Origin of the sequence: Vibrio sp. 1457 (genome assembly GCF_033340195.1) — a bacterium.
Classification (GTDB): domain Bacteria; phylum Pseudomonadota; class Gammaproteobacteria; order Enterobacterales; family Vibrionaceae; genus Vibrio; species Vibrio alginolyticus.
Window position 1 is genome coordinate 97,265 of the sequence record NZ_JAWOWA010000008.1, and the last position, 19,957, is coordinate 117,221.

The 19,957-nt window shown below is 44.6% G+C and carries 21 protein-coding genes; 10 read left to right on the forward strand and 11 right to left on the reverse strand.

Annotated features, from left to right (window positions below; all coding sequences use genetic code 11):
• Positions 1-2: 2 nt before the first annotated feature.
• Together R7Z41_RS10750 and bolA are read right to left on the reverse strand one after the other, a co-directional pair.
• Positions 3-1,343: a Na(+)-translocating NADH-quinone reductase subunit A gene (locus R7Z41_RS10750; RefSeq protein ID WP_005380264.1), complete on the reverse strand. Its 1,341-nt coding sequence runs from the start codon at positions 1,341-1,343 to the stop codon at positions 3-5.
• A gap of 473 nt (positions 1,344-1,816) precedes the next feature.
• Positions 1,817-2,125: a transcriptional regulator BolA gene (gene bolA / locus R7Z41_RS10755; RefSeq protein ID WP_005380262.1), complete on the reverse strand. Its 309-nt coding sequence runs from the start codon at positions 2,123-2,125 to the stop codon at positions 1,817-1,819.
• Positions 2,126-2,368: 243 nt separating this feature from the next.
• Between bolA and R7Z41_RS10760 the strand changes: the two genes are divergently transcribed.
• The 4 genes from R7Z41_RS10760 to R7Z41_RS10775 all read left to right on the forward strand — a co-directional run bounded on the left by R7Z41_RS10760 (position 2,369) and on the right by R7Z41_RS10775 (position 6,094).
• Positions 2,369-3,523, forward strand: a complete 1,155-nt coding sequence (locus tag R7Z41_RS10760) for a methyltransferase (RefSeq protein WP_158156795.1) — start codon at positions 2,369-2,371, stop codon at positions 3,521-3,523.
• Between the two features lie 32 nt (positions 3,524-3,555).
• Positions 3,556-4,125: a YajG family lipoprotein gene (locus R7Z41_RS10765; protein ID WP_005380259.1), complete on the forward strand. Its 570-nt coding sequence runs from the start codon at positions 3,556-3,558 to the stop codon at positions 4,123-4,125.
• A complete protein-coding gene (locus R7Z41_RS10770) occupies positions 4,125-4,670 on the forward strand; it encodes a peptidylprolyl isomerase (RefSeq protein WP_005380258.1) in 546 nt (181 codons plus the stop codon). The genes R7Z41_RS10765 and R7Z41_RS10770 overlap by 1 nt, the downstream gene beginning before the upstream one ends.
• A 71-nt stretch (positions 4,671-4,741) precedes the next feature.
• On the forward strand, positions 4,742-6,094 hold the full coding sequence (locus R7Z41_RS10775) for an AmpG family muropeptide MFS transporter (protein WP_005380257.1): 1,353 nt from the start codon (positions 4,742-4,744) through the stop codon (positions 6,092-6,094).
• A gap of 63 nt (positions 6,095-6,157) precedes the next feature.
• On the opposite strand, the gene R7Z41_RS10780 is transcribed toward R7Z41_RS10775, so the two are convergent.
• The 4 genes from R7Z41_RS10780 to R7Z41_RS10795 are packed head-to-tail and all read right to left on the reverse strand — an operon-like array spanning position 6,158 to position 9,394.
• Positions 6,158-6,817, reverse strand: a complete 660-nt coding sequence (locus R7Z41_RS10780) for a ChrR family anti-sigma-E factor (protein WP_005380256.1) — start codon at positions 6,815-6,817, stop codon at positions 6,158-6,160.
• Positions 6,814-7,398: an RNA polymerase sigma factor gene (locus R7Z41_RS10785; RefSeq protein ID WP_017636022.1), complete on the reverse strand. Its 585-nt coding sequence runs from the start codon at positions 7,396-7,398 to the stop codon at positions 6,814-6,816. Before R7Z41_RS10785 ends, R7Z41_RS10780 begins: the two co-directional genes overlap by 4 nt.
• A gap of 44 nt (positions 7,399-7,442) precedes the next feature.
• On the reverse strand, positions 7,443-8,801 hold the full coding sequence (locus R7Z41_RS10790) for a DUF4397 domain-containing protein (protein ID WP_225477690.1): 1,359 nt from the start codon (positions 8,799-8,801) through the stop codon (positions 7,443-7,445).
• The gene (locus R7Z41_RS10795) at positions 8,798-9,394 is read right to left on the reverse strand and encodes an LON peptidase substrate-binding domain-containing protein (protein ID WP_017636020.1); all 597 of its coding nucleotides are present in this window, start codon (positions 9,392-9,394) and stop codon (positions 8,798-8,800) included. Before R7Z41_RS10795 ends, R7Z41_RS10790 begins: the two co-directional genes overlap by 4 nt.
• A 323-nt stretch (positions 9,395-9,717) precedes the next feature.
• Between R7Z41_RS10795 and R7Z41_RS10800 the strand changes: the two genes are divergently transcribed.
• The 4 genes from R7Z41_RS10800 (at position 9,718) to csdA (ending at position 13,369) form a co-directional block, all read left to right on the forward strand.
• Positions 9,718-10,563 (forward strand): outer membrane protein OmpK, encoded by an 846-nt coding sequence (locus tag R7Z41_RS10800; RefSeq protein ID WP_005391741.1) that lies wholly within the window; start codon positions 9,718-9,720, stop codon positions 10,561-10,563.
• A gap of 108 nt (positions 10,564-10,671) precedes the next feature.
• A complete protein-coding gene (gene panE, locus R7Z41_RS10805; protein WP_054865702.1) occupies positions 10,672-11,562 on the forward strand; it encodes a 2-dehydropantoate 2-reductase in 891 nt (296 codons plus the stop codon).
• Positions 11,559-12,158, forward strand: coding sequence for a DJ-1 family glyoxalase III (locus tag R7Z41_RS10810; RefSeq protein WP_170890494.1), 600 nt, complete (start codon positions 11,559-11,561; stop codon positions 12,156-12,158). Before panE ends, R7Z41_RS10810 begins: the two co-directional genes overlap by 4 nt.
• Complete coding sequence (csdA, locus tag R7Z41_RS10815; protein ID WP_170890495.1) at positions 12,158-13,369, forward strand: cysteine desulfurase CsdA; 1,212 nt, start codon at positions 12,158-12,160, stop codon at positions 13,367-13,369. The genes R7Z41_RS10810 and csdA overlap by 1 nt, the downstream gene beginning before the upstream one ends.
• 33 nt (positions 13,370-13,402) lie before the next feature.
• On the opposite strand, the gene R7Z41_RS10820 is transcribed toward csdA, so the two are convergent.
• The 5 genes from R7Z41_RS10820 to R7Z41_RS10840 all read right to left on the reverse strand — a co-directional run bounded on the left by R7Z41_RS10820 (position 13,403) and on the right by R7Z41_RS10840 (position 17,822).
• Complete coding sequence (locus tag R7Z41_RS10820; RefSeq protein WP_318136362.1) at positions 13,403-14,323, reverse strand: GGDEF domain-containing protein; 921 nt, start codon at positions 14,321-14,323, stop codon at positions 13,403-13,405.
• Between the two features lie 309 nt (positions 14,324-14,632).
• The gene (gene csdE, locus R7Z41_RS10825; RefSeq protein WP_005391725.1) at positions 14,633-15,061 is read right to left on the reverse strand and encodes a cysteine desulfurase sulfur acceptor subunit CsdE; all 429 of its coding nucleotides are present in this window, start codon (positions 15,059-15,061) and stop codon (positions 14,633-14,635) included.
• A 19-nt stretch (positions 15,062-15,080) separates the two neighbouring features.
• On the reverse strand, positions 15,081-15,890 hold the full coding sequence (gene tcdA, locus R7Z41_RS10830; RefSeq protein ID WP_225477692.1) for a tRNA cyclic N6-threonylcarbamoyladenosine(37) synthase TcdA: 810 nt from the start codon (positions 15,888-15,890) through the stop codon (positions 15,081-15,083).
• 99 nt (positions 15,891-15,989) lie between these two features.
• Positions 15,990-17,093: a murein transglycosylase A gene (gene mltA, locus R7Z41_RS10835; protein WP_005391723.1), complete on the reverse strand. Its 1,104-nt coding sequence runs from the start codon at positions 17,091-17,093 to the stop codon at positions 15,990-15,992.
• A gap of 273 nt (positions 17,094-17,366) precedes the next feature.
• Positions 17,367-17,822 (reverse strand): DUF2850 domain-containing protein, encoded by a 456-nt coding sequence (locus tag R7Z41_RS10840; protein WP_005380234.1) that lies wholly within the window; start codon positions 17,820-17,822, stop codon positions 17,367-17,369.
• A 162-nt stretch (positions 17,823-17,984) separates the two neighbouring features.
• Here R7Z41_RS10840 and argA point away from each other — a divergent pair, with 162 nt between their 5' ends.
• Positions 17,985-19,322 carry an amino-acid N-acetyltransferase gene (gene argA, locus R7Z41_RS10845; protein WP_005391719.1) on the forward strand — a complete coding sequence of 446 codons (1,338 nt, stop codon included), beginning with the start codon at positions 17,985-17,987 and terminating at the stop codon, positions 19,320-19,322.
• 415 nt (positions 19,323-19,737) lie between these two features.
• A complete protein-coding gene (locus tag R7Z41_RS10850) occupies positions 19,738-19,926 on the forward strand; it encodes a hypothetical protein (protein WP_005380230.1) in 189 nt (62 codons plus the stop codon).
• Positions 19,927-19,957: the final 31 nt, after the last annotated feature.

Below are 19,957 nucleotides of genomic sequence, written 5' to 3' on the forward strand. Positions count from 1 at the left end.
AATTACCCTTCCTTCTCGATAGTATCTAGGCATTCACGAAGTAACGTACCGTACTCGTACTTACCTGGACATACAAAGGTACACAATGCTAGATCTTCTTCATCCAGTTCAAGCGCACCCAGTGCTTGAGCACTGTCTGTGTCGCCGGCACATAGATCACGAAGCAGCAAAGTAGGCTCCATATCTAGAGGCATTACGCGTTCGTAGTTGCCAATTGGAACCATTGAACGATCACTACCATTGGTCGTCGTTGTCATATTGAACAACTGACCTTTGAATACGTGACCAAGGAAAGAGCGAGTTACCGAGAACTTATTCTTACCAGGCATTGCCCAGCCAAATAGTTCTTTTTCACGGCCTTCACGTAATACAGAAACCTGTTGATGGTAACGGCCAAGGTATGCGTGTGGACCAGTTGCATGTGTACCTGTTAGTACTGAACCAGAGATCACACGAACTTCGCCAGGCATCAGCTCGTTATCTGTTAGGTCATCTAAGCTTGCACCCATTACGGTACGAACTAGACGAGGGTTATTCACAACTGGGCCAGCTAGAGACACAACACGATCTGTGCATAGCTCACCAGTTAGGAACAGCTTACCGAACGCGATAACGTCTTGGTAGTTGATGCTCCATGCCACATTCTCTGCATTTACTGGGTATAGGAAATGCATGTGGGTGCCAGCAAGACCTGCTGGGTGAGGGCCATCGAAGACGTGTTCTTCTACGTTAGACTGTGAAGAGCGTGGCAAGCTAGTGCCAGATTTACATACGTAAACCTTGCCTTCTGTCAGGGCTGAAAGAATGTCTAGACCAGCAATGAATGCTTCTTGTTGCTCATTAATGATCAACTCAGGCTTAGCTGCTAGTGGATTAGTATCCATTGCAGTTACGAAAATAGCCTTAGTAGAAGACTCGATTGCAGGAACCTTGCTAAACGGACGAGTACGTAAAGCGGTCCATAAGCCAGAGTCAACCAACTGAGTCTTGATCACTTCACGATCTAGACCTGAAAGTTGAGCGGCTTCGAACTTATCAAATGTCACCTGCTCTTCACCTGCCACTTCAATCACTACAGATTGAAGGACACGTTTAGCGCCACGGTTAACTTCGATCACTTTACCGGCTGCTGGTGCAGTAAATTTCACGCCTGGGTTCTTTTTATCTTCAAAAAGAACTTGCGCTTTTTTCACTTCATCACCAACGCGGACATGCATGGTAGGTCGCATGCCAACGTACTCTTCGCCAAGCAAGGCGACTTTTTTGATGGTCTTACCATCATTAATCACCTGGGATGGAGTTCCTGCGATAGGAAGATCCAAGCCCTTCTTTATTGTAATCATACGCACTTGCACTACTTTTATCGGGAAAAAGATTCTTTTGATTGCGTAACTTTTAGACACGACATCAGTGTCCGGTTTTGATGTTGTTTTAAACATCAAAATCGCAACATCCTATTAAAAATCTCGTCACAAGGAATACGCGAGATTTATCAGGTGCCGTAGTCTAGCATTTTTTAGGAACTTGATGCCATGATCAATCATTAGAATAGAGGGGTTATTTCGGTAGAATCAGGTCTAAAAGGTCAAAGAATAGTCATAACTTTGACCCATCGCACAAATGCCATATTCCATACATATCTTATGGAAAAGTGATATTCATCGCCTGAAATATTCTGCAATTTCCATTCATTTGTTGAAACACTGTTAACACATTTTTTAACCAGAATTTGTGCCACGTTAACGTCCCTAAAGAATGTAAAACGAAAAAAGATGGCCTTAAGCCACCTTTCTCTGCACCTTTATATCTTGCGTTTTTAGTGACCACCACCCATACACATCGGGCTATCAGGGGCGCCATCTTGTTCACGCTTCCACTCTTCATCAGTATATGTATGAATAGCTAATGCATGAATGTGGTTGTCCAGTTCATCTGCCAAAATTTGATGAACTTGACGATGGCGCCCAATCAAACGCTGTCCCGCGAACGAATCACTCACAACAATCACTTTGAAATGACTCTCTGAGCCTGGTGGCACATTATGCATGTAGCTCTCATTAATGACTTTGAGATAGCTGGGTTGCAGCTCACTGTGTAGTTTCTTCTCTATGATTTCTTGGATCATATTCGTTCCTCATTGATGCGAATTCCATAAGTATATACCTAAGTAAAGCAGACATGCATCACTCAAACGTCACTCTCATTATTGACGCACTTTGTAGACATATTGTCTCAAGGCGCTTGACTCCACGAACATGTCTAAAGAGCAGCCATCACTGAACTCGTAAAATTTGACAGCTTTTTGTATCTCGACACGTCATCATTTGCGACAATAACACTTAATTTCTAAATCAACTTACATTTAGCTATGAAAACCGAACTGAACCTTCACGAGCGAAGCTTAACACTTCATCGTTTCCCAAAACTTAGTAACGAAACGCTACAAGCGTGGGATGCCGGTGATGAGTATCTTATTAATCATGTTGAAGAGCTTGCTTTGCCAGACAATCAAAACATCCTCGTGATTAATGACAGCTTTGGTGCCCTCTCCTGCTGGTTTTCGGAAAAGCACCATGTAACGCTAATGAGTGATTCATTCATCTCACATAAAGGTGCACAGCAAAATCTCGAGCAAAACCAGTGCAATAAAGTAGCATTTGCCACCACGATGGACCTCGTTCCTGCCAATATTGATCTCGTCTTGCTGCAACTGCCCAAAAGTAACCGCCATCTAGTGTGGATACTAAGCCAATTAAGAAAGGCGCTACCGGCTTCCTGCCCCGTCATTGCAGTCAATAAAGCGAAAGACATTCATACTTCGACGCTAAAACTGTTTGAAAAATACTTAGGCGAAACAAAAACATCTTTGGCCTGGAAAAAGCACAGATTGGTGTTTTCTCAAGCAACAGTTGAGCCTCCGATTGAAGTAATGCCTTTCACGACTTGGCGCGTTGATGGCGAAGATATCGAACTCAAGAACATGCCAAATGTCTATTCAGGAGAAAGTTTAGATTTAGGTGCACGCTTTATGCTGCAGCACCTGCCTCAAGACCCTTCGATAGACAATGTCATCGACCTTGGCTGCGGCAATGGTGTTCTGTCTGTTAAATTTGGTCAGTTGAATCCAAATGCTCGGCTAACATGTGTTGATGAAAGTTTTATGGCGCTTGAATCAGCAAAACAGAACCTACGCGACAACCTTGGTGAAAATAGAGACATACAGTGCATAGCGAACAATTGCTTGGACGGTTTTAAACACAGCAGCAGCTCTATGGTTATGTGTAATCCACCGTTTCATCAACAACAGGCAATCACCGATCATATTGCTTGGCAAATGTTCTGCGATGCTAAACAAGTATTAAGTGAAAATGGCCGTTTACTGGTTATCGGAAATCGTCACCTCGGGTACGACGCAAAACTCAAACGTCTGTTTGGAGATAAAAATGTGAAACTTATCGCTTCCAACAATAAGTTTGTGATTTTACAGGCTACAAAAAATCCTGCTAAATTAAGCGCAAAATAAGCTTTAGCAAAATAGTTAAAAGGAATAATAAAATGAGAAAATTGGTACTTGCGGCTTCGGTTGCGTTGCTTGCTGCGTGTTCAGCCCCTCAACAACCTCAGCTGAACCTGATGCCAGAAAGCACATTGAGCACCAATCCAATTGTTCAAGGCAAGACTTACAGTTTGACCAGCAAAGATGTACGTGCAGCGCAGTACGTGGCGTTGGTGGATAACGGCCGTTCGAACATTCTTCCTCTTCATGCTAAACAGAATTTACGTATTGCGTTAGAAGAAGCATTAGAGAAGCAATTCTCATCTCAAGGTTTCCATGCGGATCTAAACAGCAACAACGCGATTGAATTGAGCGTTCAAGAAGCGTTGGTCAACGTGAAGCATTCGGTGATGGAAAATGAGATGGATGCTAAAGTTGTGCTGGAAATCACAGCAGAGACACCTGAGGGCAAGCTAGTCAAAACTTATACAGGTACAGCAAAGCGATCTGGCACATTGAGTGCTTCTGATGCCGATATTGAAGAGACATTGAATGATGTGGTGACATTGACGCTTAAAGAGATTGCCAATGACCCTGAGCTTCGTCAATACATGCAGGAGCGTTTCTAATGTTACGCAAAGCGATTCTGTCCTTAGCACTACTCAGCTGCAGCGTTTGGGCTGGACCAAAAGTAGCGTTTGAAACGACACTTGGTTCATTTACGGTTGAGTTAAACGAAGAGAAAGCACCTATCACTGTCGCTAATTTTCTAAAATATGTAGAAGATGGGAGCTACGAGGGTACTATTTTTCATCGTATTATCCCAGGCTTCATGGCACAAGGTGGCGGCTTTAACCAAGATATGCAGATGGTGAAAACATACGCGCCAATCAAAAACGAAGGAAATAATGGTCTAAACAATGACCGTGCTACCATCGCCATGGCACGAACCAATGCACCAAACTCTGCAACTCGTCAGTTTTTCGTCAACTTAGTCGACAATGACTTTCTCAACTATGGCGCTCGACCACCAGGTTATGCTGTATTTGGTGAGGTTACTGAGGGGTTCGACGTTATCCAGAAAATGGCTCAGCAGCCGACCACGACGGTAGGCCGAATGCGTGATGTACCAGAGACGCAAATCGTCATCACCAAAGCTACACTACTTAAATAGCCAAAACGATAAGCCCTTTGAATAATCGAAGGGCTTTCTCTTTCAACGGCTTCATTTTATTGGATTGATTTATGTCTTCATTACCTTCCATCACTTGGTTGGAAACGGTAAAAAGTTACCTCGATAAACGACTCATGTGGGTTTTCATGCTGGGCTGCTCTAGCGGCTTTCCGTGGGTTCTTATCGGTTCAAACATGTCAGGTTGGCTAAAAGATGCCGGCTTGACCCTCTCCGCAATTGGCTATTTTGGTAGCGTTTTTGCGGTCTATGCGATCAACTTTCTGTGGGCACCTCTGGTTGACCGCGTGAAGCTGCCAGTCCTCTTTAGACTGCTGGGGCAAAGACGTAGCTGGATTTTCTTTTGTCAAAGTATCGTACTCGTCGCTACCCTATTTATTGCCGGTGTTAATCCAGCGGAAAACTTGGTGTTTGCGTCACTACTCGCCTTGTGTATTGCAACGGCTTCAGCGACACAAGACATCGCAATTGATGCTTTTCGTATTGATACTTTCCCAAAGTCAGAAGAGTCTAAACTGCCTCAAGCTTCTGCAATGGCGGTCATTGGCTGGTGGACAGGTTATTCACTACCGGGTTATTTAGCGTTTGTTAATGCTGACAGTGTCGGTTGGAATGGTGTGTATTACGGGATGGCGGTGATAGTCGGCATTCTAATGGTCTTTACGATTTTAGTCGGTGAACCTAAGACTCAACGCGAACAACTTCAGTCTGCCGCTGAACAACGCCACAAAGAAGTGGTTGGTTCGAAAGTCGTAGCTTGGTTTACCGTGACTGTTGTGGAACCTTTCCTTGATTTCTTTAATCGCAATGGTGTCCGTGTCGCGATTACTCTGTTGCTGTTCGTTTTCCTATTTAAAATTGGCGAAGCGTTTTTGGGCAGGATGTCGATCGCGTTCTACAAAGATATTGGTTTTAGCAATGAACAAATTGGCTATTACTCCAAACTGATTGGTTGGGGAGCCACCATCTTCTTTACTTTTGTCGGAAGCATGTTCAACGTTAGGTTTGGTATTGTACGTGGATTAATGATCGGTGGTATTGCTATGTCTGCCAGTAACTTGATGTTTGCTTGGATTGCTTCGGTAGGCCCAAACGAGCACTTGTACTTAGCCACGATTATTGTCGATAACTTTACGACTGCTTTCTCAACTGTCGCTTTTGTTTCATTTTTGACGATTCTAACCGGACAAGCATTTTCGGCAACTCAGTATGCGTTGCTTGCTTCTCTAGGAAACTTCGGACGGACGACTCTTGCTTCTTTCAGTGGCGAGCTAGTGGATTATCTTAATGATTGGAGCACATTCTTCGTGCTTACCGCTGTCATGGTCGTGCCAAGCTTGATTATGTTGTACTCGCTACGACATTACTTTGATGCTCTATTGGAAAAAGCACGTCACAAGCATTAACGAAACATATAAAAAACCACCGAATTCGGTGGTTTTTGTTTTGCGAGATATAAGATAAGAGGTCTATGGGTATAACCCTTTACCAAACATATTAAATATACGTGCCACGCCTTGAGTAAAGATCATCGGCTCAGTCAATACGGTTAAACACAAGCAGTCTTCTCCGGCCTTAGTGTAAGGGCTGTGCTTCACTGATGCGTCTCTAATCATCAAATCGCCCTCTTCATATTGGCCATCCTCGTCACTAAATCCGCCATGCAGGATCAATGTAGACTCCAGGCCTTTGTGCGTATGTTGAGGAATTTGCACATCTTCCCCGATGTACATTAAGCTGACACGAGCGTCTTCCCCTAGGTCAATCTGAGCACTGAAAACCTTGCCTCCGTAACTTCTCCATGACCCTACGAGGTCAGAGAAACGCGCTAAGGTTTTAGGAAGAGCGAAGCTTTTTCCTGCCACATTAACAGCAGCAGAGTCGCGGATCACGATGTTATCAGTCGCTGGCTCCGCGTTGATGATGTCATTGAACATGTCGTCAAATTCAGAAACATACTCAGAAGGTATGTCACTTACGATGTTCGCTTGACTTGCTTCGACTTGGTTCACATAAGCTCGGCACTTGGTGCATGTTTCTAAATGGGTTGCGACCACAAGACCAGAAACTGCATCAATGCTTCCCGAAGCGTATGCTTCTAACAAGCTGTTATCTGGGTGTTTGTTCATAGTTGCTCCGTATGCATTGAATGCCTTAGCTTTTCTACTGCAAGCCTCAGCCTGGATTTTACGGTACCGAGGGGTATATCAAATAATTCCGCGACCTGTTGATGAGGTAACTCTTCAAGATATACCGCTTGTAAAACATCTCTCTGGTTTTTCGGTAATATATCTAAAAACTTAACCACCTGTTCTTTCAACATATCTTGTTCTGGTGAATAGTGATCAACAAGATCTGGTGGATAATACTCTGACGGCCAAATGTCATCAGAATGAATGTGTAATTCCTTACCTTTCTGTTTTCTCAGCAGATCAAAACAAAGGTTTCGGATTATGGTATATATCCAAGTCGATAACGCGCTCTTTTCACCATCATAGAGGTGCGCTTTCTGCCAAACTGTCGCCATGGTCTCTTGCACCATCTCCATAGCAACTTGCTCATTACCAACATGTTTGTAAGCGAATTGCTTCAGCTTGGGTGCGTAAAAACGGAATACAAAAGCGAACGCATCTTTGTCTCGATCCTTCACTTTATCCATGTAATCGTTCCAATCACTGCGCCCCAGTTTTTTCGGGCTATCACTCATCATAATCGGCCTTAATTTGTGGGAGGAGTCTCCTCCTCCCATTCGTCCTAATCGGTCACGTCATCGACCAACAAGTTGAAACCACCGTTGTTCCCATCATCAATGGCAACGACTTGGTACACAACACCGTTCATTACATTGACTGGTGCTGAGTCAACCGCAACAATACTTGGGTTACCAGCCACTGTTACCGTTACATAATAGGTACCTTCAGCGACATATAATCCTTGTACGCTATTTTTATACGCAAAATTAGCAATAGTTGGATCACTTCCATCTATTCCTGCACTCGTAGTGAGGTAAATATCCACCATTTCCGCTATAGGATTAGCCGCCGCGTGTGTCACATTCAATGTCGCGCTAGTCGCCACAGCGCGTCTCATATCTTCAACAACCAGAGCTTCGATATCAATCGCTGGGCTAACAACACCGACTGCATAAACACTGTAATCCATTCCACCTGCAACCATTAACCCGTCAACATCTATGATCGGATTGGTTGTTGTGCCATCCACGTAAACGTCAATATCGTAAGCGCCAGCAGCAAGATCCAAATAACCACGAATCTCTTTGAACGCTAAGTCGGCAAGAGGAGCGAAGGCCGCCCCGTTAACGTTAACATCGACGACTGGCGCTCCATCGACAAGGTGTCCGACTCTTACTTCAGCTTGGCTGCCCATATCTTCAATTATAGAAGAGCCAGAACCGTCCAACACCAAGAGTTTGACAGGTGACGTGCTATTCGAATCTCCTGTGCCGATAGCGGCAATCGTCAAGTTGGAGTTAGCCGCAAGAGATACTGTGCCCGAGTCAAAAGCAACGCTGTCTCCTACGGCAAGTCGAACTTGATACTCACCAGCTGGGATGTTCAATACGTCGGTAGAAGCTCTGTAAGCAAGGTTAGTTATTGGAGTCGCGCTAGCAAGAGCAGCACCTGGCTCAGTGACATAAAGATCAACAGCAGGAACGCCTGAAGCTGCATGAACAACTTGAACATCTAGACTATTGGCATCAGCCATTGAATCGGAGCTGCGAGTCACAACTAAAGGCTCAACTGGGTTTGGCGAACCATCGGCATCGCCAACAACGAACACGTTATAATTGAGGTCGGAATCAAGATCTAGTTCTGTTTTAGGTATTACGGTCGCGGTTTGATTACCTGGGAGCTGAACATCGACCTGAATCGAATTCATCCCCTCTCGCAATTTAACGTAGCCAGATCCCACACCATAATCAACATTCGTTAATGATGGTTTATCGTTGATCCACACATTTGCAAGCGGCGCATCAGAAGAAGCGTGCACTGCTTGTAAATTGGAATACTCGATAGTGTCACTGTCGGAGCCACACGCCGCCAGTCCTAATGTCGCAACAATAGTTAGCGCAGCTTTATTAAATCCTTTCATATCCTTGCCTCTTTGTTAGTCGGGGCTTCTATGGCTTCTGTCAGAAATTGCAACGCAGGAATACAGTCCTCTGCGCCGACTAGCTGTTCGAACAGATTGCAGTCTAGGGGTAGTAACTCAAGCCAACGCTGAGTAACCCAAGCAGAGTCATCGTAAAAACGATGCTGGTAGAGGCTTCCAAGTTGAGGAAACTCTTCATAAACATGGGATAACTGCTGGCTTAAAAAGAAGAAATCTGGTGAGTTGTCTAGATGTTGCCAATTGTCTAACCATTCAACCTCTGCATGACGTAAGCCATCCGCATCTGCACGGACGCGTTTGACAACAAAGCGTTGCTCACCAGCAACTGTAATACCAAGAAGGCCATCACTGAGTGTTTCAAAATCAACGATCCTGACCAAAGTTCCGATAGATGAAACGTTACCCACGTCTTTAGGGTCACCTTCACTTCCTACCAGGCAAACTCCAAAGCCCACATTTTGTAGGCTGCATTCCTTTACCATTCGCTTATATCGTGGCTCAAAAATGCGCAGATTCATTTTACCCTCAGGGAGTACAACTGAAGTGAGTGGGAATAACATGACTTCTTTCATTCAAACGTCCTCTTTGATTCACGGATACATACGAATCCCTTATCACTCCGATCACTAACGATTTATGTTGGTTAATCGACTGGCTTAAAAAGTCATAAAATCGCTTACGCAAACGATCCAAATCACACATTTATTGCAATCAAATGCAACAAACAAAAAGTTCCGTAAATAAAGATAATTTCGTGACACAACTCACCAAAAACGTTCAGTTTTGCACCCTTTATCACTTTCATTTGGGATTTTTATCGCTATTATTCCCGCCAATTGGAAAGCGCAGCATAGATTGCGTGTTCTGAATCATTACAAACATAGAGAGTCCCCTTATGCGTAAATCACTTTTAGCTCTTAGCCTTCTAGCGGCTACTTCAGCTCCAGTTATGGCGGCAGATTACTCTGACGGCGATATCCACAAAAACGATTACAAGTGGATGCAGTTCAACTACATGTACTCAATTGATGAAATGCCACGAGTTAAAGGCGCTGACGACAACGCTCACGATTACCTAGAAATGGAATTTGGCGGTCGCTCTGGTATTTTCGACCTATACGGTTACGTAGACGTATTTAACCTAGCGACTAAAGATAACCAAGATAAGTCAATTGAGAACGGCGCTCCTGACAAGATGTTCATGAAATTTGCACCACGTATGTCTCTAGATGCCGTAACTGGTAAAGACCTATCTTTCGGTCCAGTTCAAGAGCTATACATTGCATCTCTAATGGAATGGGGCGGTAACAACGGTGGTGTAAACAACCAGAAAATCGGTTTAGGTTCTGATGTAATGGTTCCTTGGTTAGGTAAAATCGGCCTAAACCTGTACAGCACTTACGATGGCAACAACAAAGGTTGGAACGGTTTCCAAATCTCGACTAACTGGTTCAAACCATTCTACTTCTTCGACAATGGTTCATTCATTTCTTACCAAGGTTACATTGATTACCAATTCGGTATGGATGATGATGCTGGTAACAAATTTGGTACTACCGCGTCAAACGGTGGTGCAATGTTCAACGGCATTTACTGGCACTCAGATCGCTTCGCGGTTGGTTACGGCCTGAAAGCATACAAAGAAGTATATGGCGTAAAAGACGGTCTACAAGTTGCTCCAGGTGTTGAGCTAGAATCGACTGGTGTAAGCCACTACCTAGCTGTAACTTACAAGTTCTAATTGAACCACTAAGTTTGCTCAAAAATGGCGCCTTTCGGCGCCATTTTTATTTGCTTTCCTTTTTTCCCTCATTATCCTTGCAGCAAACCTTTTTAATGAGAGCGTTTGGTGAATATCCTTATCCTCGGTCCAGGTGCGGTGGGCTCACTCTGGGCAACAAAATTTAAGCTTGCCGGGCACAATGTTTCATTGTGGGGAAGAAGTTCAGAGAGACAACAATCACTTCAGTTGGATGACACACCCGCAATCGTATTCAGTAATCAAGATATTTCCTCCGTAAATAAAGCAGATCTAATTTTGATCACGGTAAAAGCTTGGCAAATGGAAGACGCCATTCAGCCTTTACTGCCTCATACCAACGCAGACACGATTATCATGCTGATGCACAATGGTATGGGTACCGCCTCTGGCGTGGAGAAGGCTCTGCCAAACAATCCTATCGTGCTCGCCACAACGACGCACGGCGCATACAAACCAGATAACCAACACGTACTGCATACCGGTCACGGAACAACGCAAGTGGGTGGTTATAATGACAAAGGAATGCAGTGCGCTTTTCTGCAAGATGTTATGCATCATGCTCTTCCAGAGGCCATTTGGAATCCACACATCCAATCTGCGTTATGGACTAAGTTAGCAATTAACTGCGCGATTAACCCACTGACTGCGATTCAGCAGTGTAAGAATGGTGAACTTGCGAAGCCCGAGTTTAAGATACAACTCGAAAGCATCACTCAAGAACTGGTTGAAGTAATGAGTAAAGAAGGTATTGCTATCGAGTTTCGCTCTCTTTTCGATACGGTACTGCAAGTGGTGAACGCCACAGCTGAGAACTATTCTTCAATGAGACAAGACGTATTCCATCAGCGTCGAACGGAAATTGATTTTATAACCGGATACTTGTTAAAGGCTGCCGAGAAACATCGCATCAATACGCCTGAGAATTTAAAACTTTACCAACGTATCAAACAAATAGAACAAAGCTGGACAGAACAATGAGTAAGAAAATCTTAGTGCCAATCGCTCCGGGCACCGAAGAAATGGAAGCCGTCACCGTTATCGACATGATGGTTCGCGCGGGTTATGACGTTACGGTAGCGAGTGCTGCTTTTGATGGCTCATTGACGATGAAAGCTTCTCGCGGAGTCACACTAACAGCCGATTGTAAACTGGTCGATATCGCTGATAATGAGTTTGACGCCATAGCGCTTTCTGGTGGTGTTGGTGGTGCAGAAATTTTTCGTGATAGCACGGTGATGATAGAAATCCTTAAGCAGCACATCTACGAGGGAAAATTGGTCGCTGCTATCTGCGCAGCACCAGCGTTGGTATTGCAACACCATGATCTTTTCCCACAATCACTGATGACCTGTCACCCGAGCTTTCAGTCACATATCCCGGAAGAGAAGTGGCGCAGCAAACGCGTGACCTTTGATATCAACCACAACCTGATCACTAGTCAAGGTCCGGGTACAGCTTTAGAGTTCGCGATGGAAGTAATCATTCAACTCTCAGGTAAAAAACACGCATGGTCAGTTGCTGAACCAATGATCCCTCTGCCTACTCTGCACTACCACAAGCTTGGTGAAGAATAATGTTTGACGTAAATGCTGTACGTGAGCAATTTCCCGCTCTAAATCAATCCGTCAACGATACGCCCTTAGTTTATCTAGATAGCGCAGCGACAACGCAAAAACCGCAATGTGTGATTGATGTCATCAGTCATTACTACAGTGCGCAAAATGCCAATGTTCACCGTGGCAGCCACAGTTTAACGGCTAATGCCACCAGCCAATTTGAAGCGGCACGAGAACGAGTGGCAAGCTTTATTGGTGCAAACAGCTCTAAAGAGATCATTTGGACACGGGGCGCAACCGAAGCACTGAACTTAATTGCTCAAACCTACGCCCGTAGCACGTTACAACCAGGTGATGAGATCTTGATTAGCGAGATGGAGCACCACGCCAACATCGTGCCCTGGCAAATCGTGGCAGAACAAACGGGTGCTAAAGTCATTAAAGTTCCGATGACATCAGATTGCCAGTTCGACATCAGTGCATTTGAGGCGCTTCTGTCTGACCGCTGTAAAATTGTTGCTTGCGCACAAATAACCAACGTAACAGGCACACGCCAACCTATCGAAAAAATCACTGAACTGGCGCACAACGTTGGCGCGGTTGTTGTAGTTGATGGCGCGCAAGGCATCGTACATGAGCAACTTGATTTATCGACATCAGATATCGATTTCTACGTTTTCTCAGGTCACAAACTTTATGCACCAGCAGGCATTGGGGTTTTATACGGCAAGCTTGAACTTTTGGAAGCCATGCCACCATGGCACGGCGGCGGTAAAATGGTTGAACGCGTTTCTTTCGAAAAAACGACGTTTTCTGCACTTCCTGGAAAATTTGAAGCGGGCACACCAAACGTTGCGGGCGCGATTGCTCTAGCGAAAGCCATTGAGTGGTACCAAGGTTTTGACCATCACGAAGTAGAGACTCATCTCCATGCGCTTCAGGATAAGGCCTACCAAGCACTAAGCGCTTTGGATGACATTCATATTCTAGGCTATCAACCGAATGCCTCTGTACTGACGTTCGTCATGGACGGCGTTCATCACCAAGATATTGCGACGCTGCTCGATCAACAAGGCATTGCGATACGAGCAGGACACCACTGCGCTCACCCATTGATGGATGCGCTAAATGTGAAAGGCACGGTACGCGTCTCTTTTGGTATTTATAACACGACGAACGATGTGGAAAGACTCATCGCCGCCGTAGAAAAAGCCGTCGACATGCTATAACGCCAACGGTTTGATTTGGAGTAACCAACAAGGTTACTCCATCTGCCTATCCAGAGTCGCCACGCAATTTCTGCCATTTCTTTTCGCAGCATAAAGCGCTTTATCTGCATGCGCATACAAACGTTTGGTGGTTTCATTTCTGCCTATTTCCACCACGCCTACACTCACCGTGACCGGAATTTCAATCTTTTCAAATTCGAACTGACAATTTTGAATGTGGGAACGTACTTCCTCTCCTACCTCTTTCGCCGCCGACAGAGAAGTTTCTGGCAAAATAATCGCAAACTCCTCCCCTCCGACTCTTGCAAAAATTTCGTCTTTGACGAGTAAGTGAGAAACCAAATCAGCTAACGTCTCTAAGACATAATCCCCCGCATCATGACCACGTTTATCATTGATGACTTTAAAAAAATCCAAATCAAATAATAACAACGCGGAGTGATAATCCGGAGCTTGGGATTTAATAACTTCTTCTGTGAGCTTTTCGAAAAAGACACGTCGGTTGTAGATGTTGGTAAGAGCATCAATTTGGCTTTGATGGCGAAGAAGGGTTTCAACTCGGTGGCGATTGGAGATGTTGCGTGTAAGAATAAGGACAACGCGACGACCTCGGTATTTTATAGCGAGTGGGCAGATCTTGCCTTCGTAGTATAGGTCGCCTCTTGGCCCACTGTTAGCATCTATTCCCTGAATGCTGTCGGCGCACATCTTGTACACGATCGTCACAATACTGTCTTGTTTCAGTGATCGACTGATCTGCTCGATAAACCAGTCGGCTTTATCTTTTTCAAGTACGCCGTGAAGTGTCTTACCTATCAAATTGCTTCCATCGTGATAGGCTTTTTTATCTGTTCCTCCAAAAACATCAATATAGATACCATCTTCACTCAGAATAAAAGTGGGGTCTGGCATTCCGGATAACACGTCTTGCGCATGTTCCAAGGTGAATTGCATATAGGGAGGTTCCTAGCATTTGTATCTAAGTAACCCAATCGCTTCCAAGTGTGTTTCCACATTGGGGAATAGGAGCGAGTGGGGCATATGTCTATTATCTAATATAGACAAATTTTAAATACAATTGAGTTTATAAAAACCAAGTGGGCAATATAATGAACCAGGATCAATAGAATGGTTAATTAACGCTAAAATAGTCGACCATTTGCATATTTTTTATCCATTTGCAAAAAATATCTCAACTCAGATACAAAAAACGCCAAACAGCTAGGCTATTCGGCGTTTTTTAAGAATTGGGAAAATGACTCGTTACACGGCGGTTTGCTTAATCTGCTCTACAATAGCTTTCAAGCCATTACCACGTGACGGGCTTAAATGGGAGACAAGCCCCAGTTGTTCAAAATAAGCATCAATATCAAATGCTTGAATTTGATCGGCCGTTTTACCGTCATAAGCTGCCATCACCAAGGCAATCAATCCACGGACGATACGCGCATCGGAGTCCGCACAAAAATGCCAAACGCCATCTTGCTCTTTGCTCACTAACCACACCAAGCTTTCACAACCCGAAACGGTAACTTGTTCTGATTTCAGCTCTTCTGGCATTTGTGGCAGCTTTTTACCCCACTGAATAACCTGACGGTAACGATCTTCCCAGCCTTTAAATTGCTGCATAGTCGCTACAATGTCTTCGCTGGTGATATCTGTACCAAATGGAGAAACGGGAAAATCTGTCATGATGCGCTCTTCTTCTAGTTTACTGCTTATATTTTGAAATCAACTTCTCAACGATTCGCGATACCGCGACAAAGCCAAACGTTGCAGTTACGACAGTCGCCGCACCAAAACCGCTAGCGCAATCCATACGTTTTGGGCCTTCCGCTGTCGACTTCACACCACACACTGAACCGTCTGCTTGAGGATACTTCAGCTGCTCGGTTGAAAACACGCAATCAATACCAAACTTACGAGCCGGATTCTTAGGGAAGTTATGATGACAACGCAAGGTGTCTTTGATTTTCTTCGCAAGAGGATCTTGGATCGTTTTCGTTAAATCAGCGACCATGATCTGCGTTGGGTCAACCTGACCACCAGCGCCCCCCGTGGTGATCACTTTGATCTTGTTGCTGCGGCAATACGCCAACAAAGACGCCTTCGCTTTTACGCTGTCAATCGCATCTAGCACGTAATCAAACTCTTTGCTTAAGTACTCATGTTGATTGTCTGGCGTGATGAAATCATCAATCAGATTGACTTTACACTCTGGGTTGATCAATTTGACACGCTCGGCCATCACTTCAATTTTGCTTTGGCCAACGGTGCCCGTCATCGCATGAATTTGGCGGTTAATATTCGTGACACAAACATCATCCATATCAATCAGAGTCAACTCACCGATCCCAGTACGGGCCAGCGCTTCGACCGCCCATGAACCCACGCCACCAATACCAATAACACAAACGTGTGCAGCGCGAAGAATGTCCACTTCACTGTTGCCATAAAGACGACGAGTGCCGCCAAAGCGTTGATTGTAGCTGTCAGATGCTGGGGTATCGAGTTCACGCATATTGAAGTCCAGATGATCGATAGAAAAACAAAGAGTGCGATTTATACGCACTCTTTGATGAAATGTCTAGATAAGAGGCGGTTCCTCTTTCTTGGGTCGCTATTGTAGCTTTTCTGGCGGCAAAGCCCAAGGCGCTTGAGTTGGTGAGTTTTCCAGCCCAAGTTTCCAAACTCGACCAAAATGCTTGTAGTGCCCTGCTTCCGTTCCTGCTCTCGCACCAATGCCATGATACAGATCCAAATGGTTCTGTTTTACCGCACCACCAGTGTCTAAAACGATCAGCATTCGCAGTTGATGAGCACCGCTCCACGTACCATCCGCATTCAGCAATGGTACTTCCGCCAAGATTGGTGTGCCCATTGGTAAGATAGAACGGTCACCCGCGACCGCGGCCATTGGTAACAAAGGAATACCAGCCGATCCCGTTACTGGCGCTTCCGCTTTTGGCGCAAAGAAGACGTAAGAAGGGTTTTGCTCCAACAACTCGCGTACTGTTGCGTCGTCGTTGTCCATTACCCACTCTTTAATCGCTTTGAGAGACATTTTTTCACGCGGCACTTCACCACGTTCAATCAAAATGCGGCCAATACTAACGTAAGCTTTATTATTTTTCCCTGCGTACGCGAAGTACTCCAACGTATCATCATCTTCAAAATGCACATAGCCACTGCCCTGCACTTCCATCATAAACGGGTCAATACGGTTAGGCGCATAACCTAGCACTAAACCTTGGCCATCTAATGCCCCGTTGTAGATCTCCGCACGAGTCGGACAATCTGATGAGCAGTTTGGCTTGCCATAAACTGGGTACTTAAAAATGTCGTTTGGTGTATGACGCAGCTCCATCACGGGAGAAAAGTATCCGGTAAACAGCACATTACCTTTTTTATCACCACCACCCAATTGCGCGGCTTGAATGCCAAACGCACTCAACGCACTGGTATCTCCGCTCTGTTGCGCCCACTCACTTAATCGTTGATATAGCGGTTGGTATATCTTCGCCATGGATGGTGACTTTATCACCACTTGCTCAGCTTGCTTGTTAAATTCAGTAAAATCGCGTGGTTTGTTAGACTCAACCACATCCACTTGATTGAGGATCTGAGGAAACTCACCATCAAGATATTGCTGAGCACGATCATTTTGTTGAGCACAGCCAAAGAGTAGGCTCAAAGAGATAATAGGAAGGAGTTTTTTTAACACGTGTCTTTTCCGTAAAAGAGAATAGCAAAAGGATGGCAAACAAATGCATACGGTGCAATTGAAAAGCAACGACAAAATGTTTCAACGCTAAGCCAATCCGTTTACTCGTTGTGAATTCATTCAGTTAATACAACATGATAGCAGCGGAAGAATTACGGAATTGTCCGGATTATGTTTGAAAGTAAGATTTACTGATTGAGAGATGAAATTGTGATCATCCATGTGACTCACAGACGCAAGAGATCTCTGCTTAACAGACAAAGATAAAAACGACTATCTTACCGCAATCCTTGCACGCCCCTCTAAACGGAATACAGGTAGATAATGTGCATTGGCATCCAGCTTCATTTCTGCATGCTGCTTACCCACAAAATTGAAGTGCCGCTCATTTGAACCCACTCGATACGAAAACGAATCCCCATCGAATTCAAAACTGGTCGCCACTGTAGAACCATTTACGGTAACACCGCGCTCACTCAACACAAATTCTTCACGAGCATAAGGCGCAACATCTTGCTCAACCCAGCGACCATAAATTGTCGATTTGGGAATGGGCGGATTAATGGTTCGAGTAATCAAATCACTATACAGCATGCACACGACAACGGTTCCAACTATCGCTATAAGCATGAGAGAACGCTCTAGCCACTTACGAAGCATTGATTTAGATGACGTTTTTGACAGATTTGAAGCAGTGATCGCAGCATTCTTATTAACAGCAGAAGACATGAGGTTCACGTATTGAGGAAAGACGCCACCATTGTAACCTTCCCTCTTAACGGGACCAAGAACCTACCTCAATATGTTTGTGCTTTATTCCAAAATTTCACCTTGCCACCAAGTGAATAAAAAGGCATTATTTTAACATAATTAAACAAAGGAATGGCTGTAGTGAAAATTCGTAGTACTGCTCTCGTAAAAGGATTCCGTCAATCAACACCTTATGTCAATGCTCACCGCGGAAAAACCATGGTGATCATGCTGGGCGGAGAAGCCGTCGCACACAAAAATTTTGGCAATATTATTAATGATATCGCACTCATGCACAGCCTCGGAATCAAAGTAGTGGTGGTGTATGGTGCACGTCCTCAAATTAATCAGCTGCTAGAAAAACAAGACCTCACTACGCCTTACCACAAAAATATCCGCATTACGGATGAATCAGCTTTATCTGTTGTTATGCAAGCTGCCGGACAACTTCAGCTTGCGATTACTGCGCGCCTATCAATGAGCCTCAACAACACTCCGATGGCAGGTACCCAGCTCAATGTTGTTAGCGGAAACTACATCATTGCTCAACCACTCGGCGTTGATGATGGTGTGGACTATTGCCATAGTGGACGCATTCGCCGCATTGACACCGATGCTATCAACCGCACTCTTGATCAAGGTTCAATTGTTCTGCTAGGTCCCATTGCTAGCTCTGTGACTGGCGAGTGCTTCAATTTATTATCGGAAGAAGTCGCCACCCAACTAGCGATAAAGCTGGGTGCGGATAAGCTGATTGGTTTTTGCTCCGAACAAGGTGTCATTGATGACAACGGCAATGCTGTCGCCGAGTTACTACCAATTGAGGCGGAGCATGTCATCAAAACGCTTTCTGAAAATACGTATCCTGACCTAGATTGCAACACTGGGACACTGCGCTTTCTTAAAGGCTCTATTGCCGCTTGCCGTGCCGGAGTACCTCGTAGCCACTTGATCAGTTATAAAGTAGATGGCGCCTTAATTCAGGAGTTGTTCTCTTTCGATGGCATCGGAACCCAAGTTGTTATGGCGAGTGCTGAACAAGTGAGGCAAGCTAATATTGACGATATTGGCGGTATCTTAGACCTCATTCGTCCTTTAGAAGAACAAGGTGTACTCGTTAGGCGCTCTCGAGAGCAGCTAGAGCAAGAGATTGGAAAATTTACCATCATCGAAAAAGACGGCTTGATTATTGGCTGTGCTGCCCTTTATCCATACCCAGAAGAGCGCAAAGCTGAGATGGCTTGCGTAGCGATTCACCCTGACTATCGTGATGGAAACCGAGGTTTGTTACTGCTCAACTACATGAAACATCGTTCTAAATCCGAAACCATTGATCAGATTTTTGTCCTCACGACACATAGTTTGCATTGGTTTAGAGAGCAAGGTTTTTACGAAGTCAGTGTCGACTATTTGCCTGGAGCCAAACAAGGGTTATATAACTTCCAGCGTAAGTCAAAAATCTTAGCGTTAGATTTATAGCTTAACCTTAAATCAGGGAGCGAAACTTAACGTTCCGCTATACCAAAACCTCAAGGTGCGGGATTCAGCTCATTAACGCTCAACCCTGCACATCGAGCTTGTTTAGGAACGAGTTTGTTTAGGAGTAAGGCCACACATAAACCCTACTCCGGACTAGCGGGTCATCATGTAAACCCAACTTAGAAATGCGCAAACCATTGCTTGATTTTTGTTCCAATTTTATCTTTTAAATATACATTTGGTTGGCTATACTCTGCTCGCTAGTGATTGGTTTTTAACCAATACGAATGGATCTAGGTGATGTAATGTAGCCTTCACCCTAAAATACTGGGCAATTGAAAAACTAGTTAGCTCCGTATTGCACACCAAGGACAGTTGTTAATCTGACTTTAAATAAGCCGAGACGAGCACTGTTATGAGAACAATCATTTGTAATTCGCTTCAAAGCTTCTGGGATATGGCTGACAATCAGTTTTTAGAAGGCCTAGACGTCCACTGTGTTTTCCCCGTAAATGACGCTATCCGAGATTTTATTCTTGCTTATCAACAGCAATACAAAATACGCAGCGTGTCTTTTACCAACGCGTTTGCAAAACATGCATAAAAGAAGACCGAGCCATAAGCTCGGTCTTCTT

Bases quoted from the DNA above. Each gene is read 5' to 3' on its own strand.
- R7Z41_RS10750 (WP_005380264.1), bottom strand. From the start codon at position 1,343: ATGATTACAATAAAGAAGGGCTTGGATCTTCCTATCGCAGGAACTCCA.
- bolA (WP_005380262.1), bottom strand. From the start codon at position 2,125: ATGATCCAAGAAATCATAGAGAAGAAACTACACAGTGAGCTGCAACCC.
- R7Z41_RS10760 (WP_158156795.1), top strand. From the start codon at position 2,369: ATGAAAACCGAACTGAACCTTCACGAGCGAAGCTTAACACTTCATCGT.
- R7Z41_RS10765 (WP_005380259.1), top strand. From the start codon at position 3,556: ATGAGAAAATTGGTACTTGCGGCTTCGGTTGCGTTGCTTGCTGCGTGT.
- R7Z41_RS10770 (WP_005380258.1), top strand. From the start codon at position 4,125: ATGTTACGCAAAGCGATTCTGTCCTTAGCACTACTCAGCTGCAGCGTT.
- R7Z41_RS10775 (WP_005380257.1), top strand. From the start codon at position 4,742: ATGTCTTCATTACCTTCCATCACTTGGTTGGAAACGGTAAAAAGTTAC.
- R7Z41_RS10780 (WP_005380256.1), bottom strand. From the start codon at position 6,817: ATGAACAAACACCCAGATAACAGCTTGTTAGAAGCATACGCTTCGGGA.
- R7Z41_RS10785 (WP_017636022.1), bottom strand. From the start codon at position 7,398: ATGATGAGTGATAGCCCGAAAAAACTGGGGCGCAGTGATTGGAACGAT.
- R7Z41_RS10790 (WP_225477690.1), bottom strand. From the start codon at position 8,801: ATGAAAGGATTTAATAAAGCTGCGCTAACTATTGTTGCGACATTAGGA.
- R7Z41_RS10795 (WP_017636020.1), bottom strand. From the start codon at position 9,394: ATGAAAGAAGTCATGTTATTCCCACTCACTTCAGTTGTACTCCCTGAG.
- R7Z41_RS10800 (WP_005391741.1), top strand. From the start codon at position 9,718: ATGCGTAAATCACTTTTAGCTCTTAGCCTTCTAGCGGCTACTTCAGCT.
- R7Z41_RS10810 (WP_170890494.1), top strand. From the start codon at position 11,559: ATGAGTAAGAAAATCTTAGTGCCAATCGCTCCGGGCACCGAAGAAATG.
- csdA (WP_170890495.1), top strand. From the start codon at position 12,158: ATGTTTGACGTAAATGCTGTACGTGAGCAATTTCCCGCTCTAAATCAA.
- R7Z41_RS10820 (WP_318136362.1), bottom strand. From the start codon at position 14,323: ATGCAATTCACCTTGGAACATGCGCAAGACGTGTTATCCGGAATGCCA.
- csdE (WP_005391725.1), bottom strand. From the start codon at position 15,061: ATGACAGATTTTCCCGTTTCTCCATTTGGTACAGATATCACCAGCGAA.
- tcdA (WP_225477692.1), bottom strand. From the start codon at position 15,890: ATGCGTGAACTCGATACCCCAGCATCTGACAGCTACAATCAACGCTTT.
- R7Z41_RS10840 (WP_005380234.1), bottom strand. From the start codon at position 17,822: ATGTCTTCTGCTGTTAATAAGAATGCTGCGATCACTGCTTCAAATCTG.
- R7Z41_RS10850 (WP_005380230.1), top strand. From the start codon at position 19,738: ATGAGAACAATCATTTGTAATTCGCTTCAAAGCTTCTGGGATATGGCT.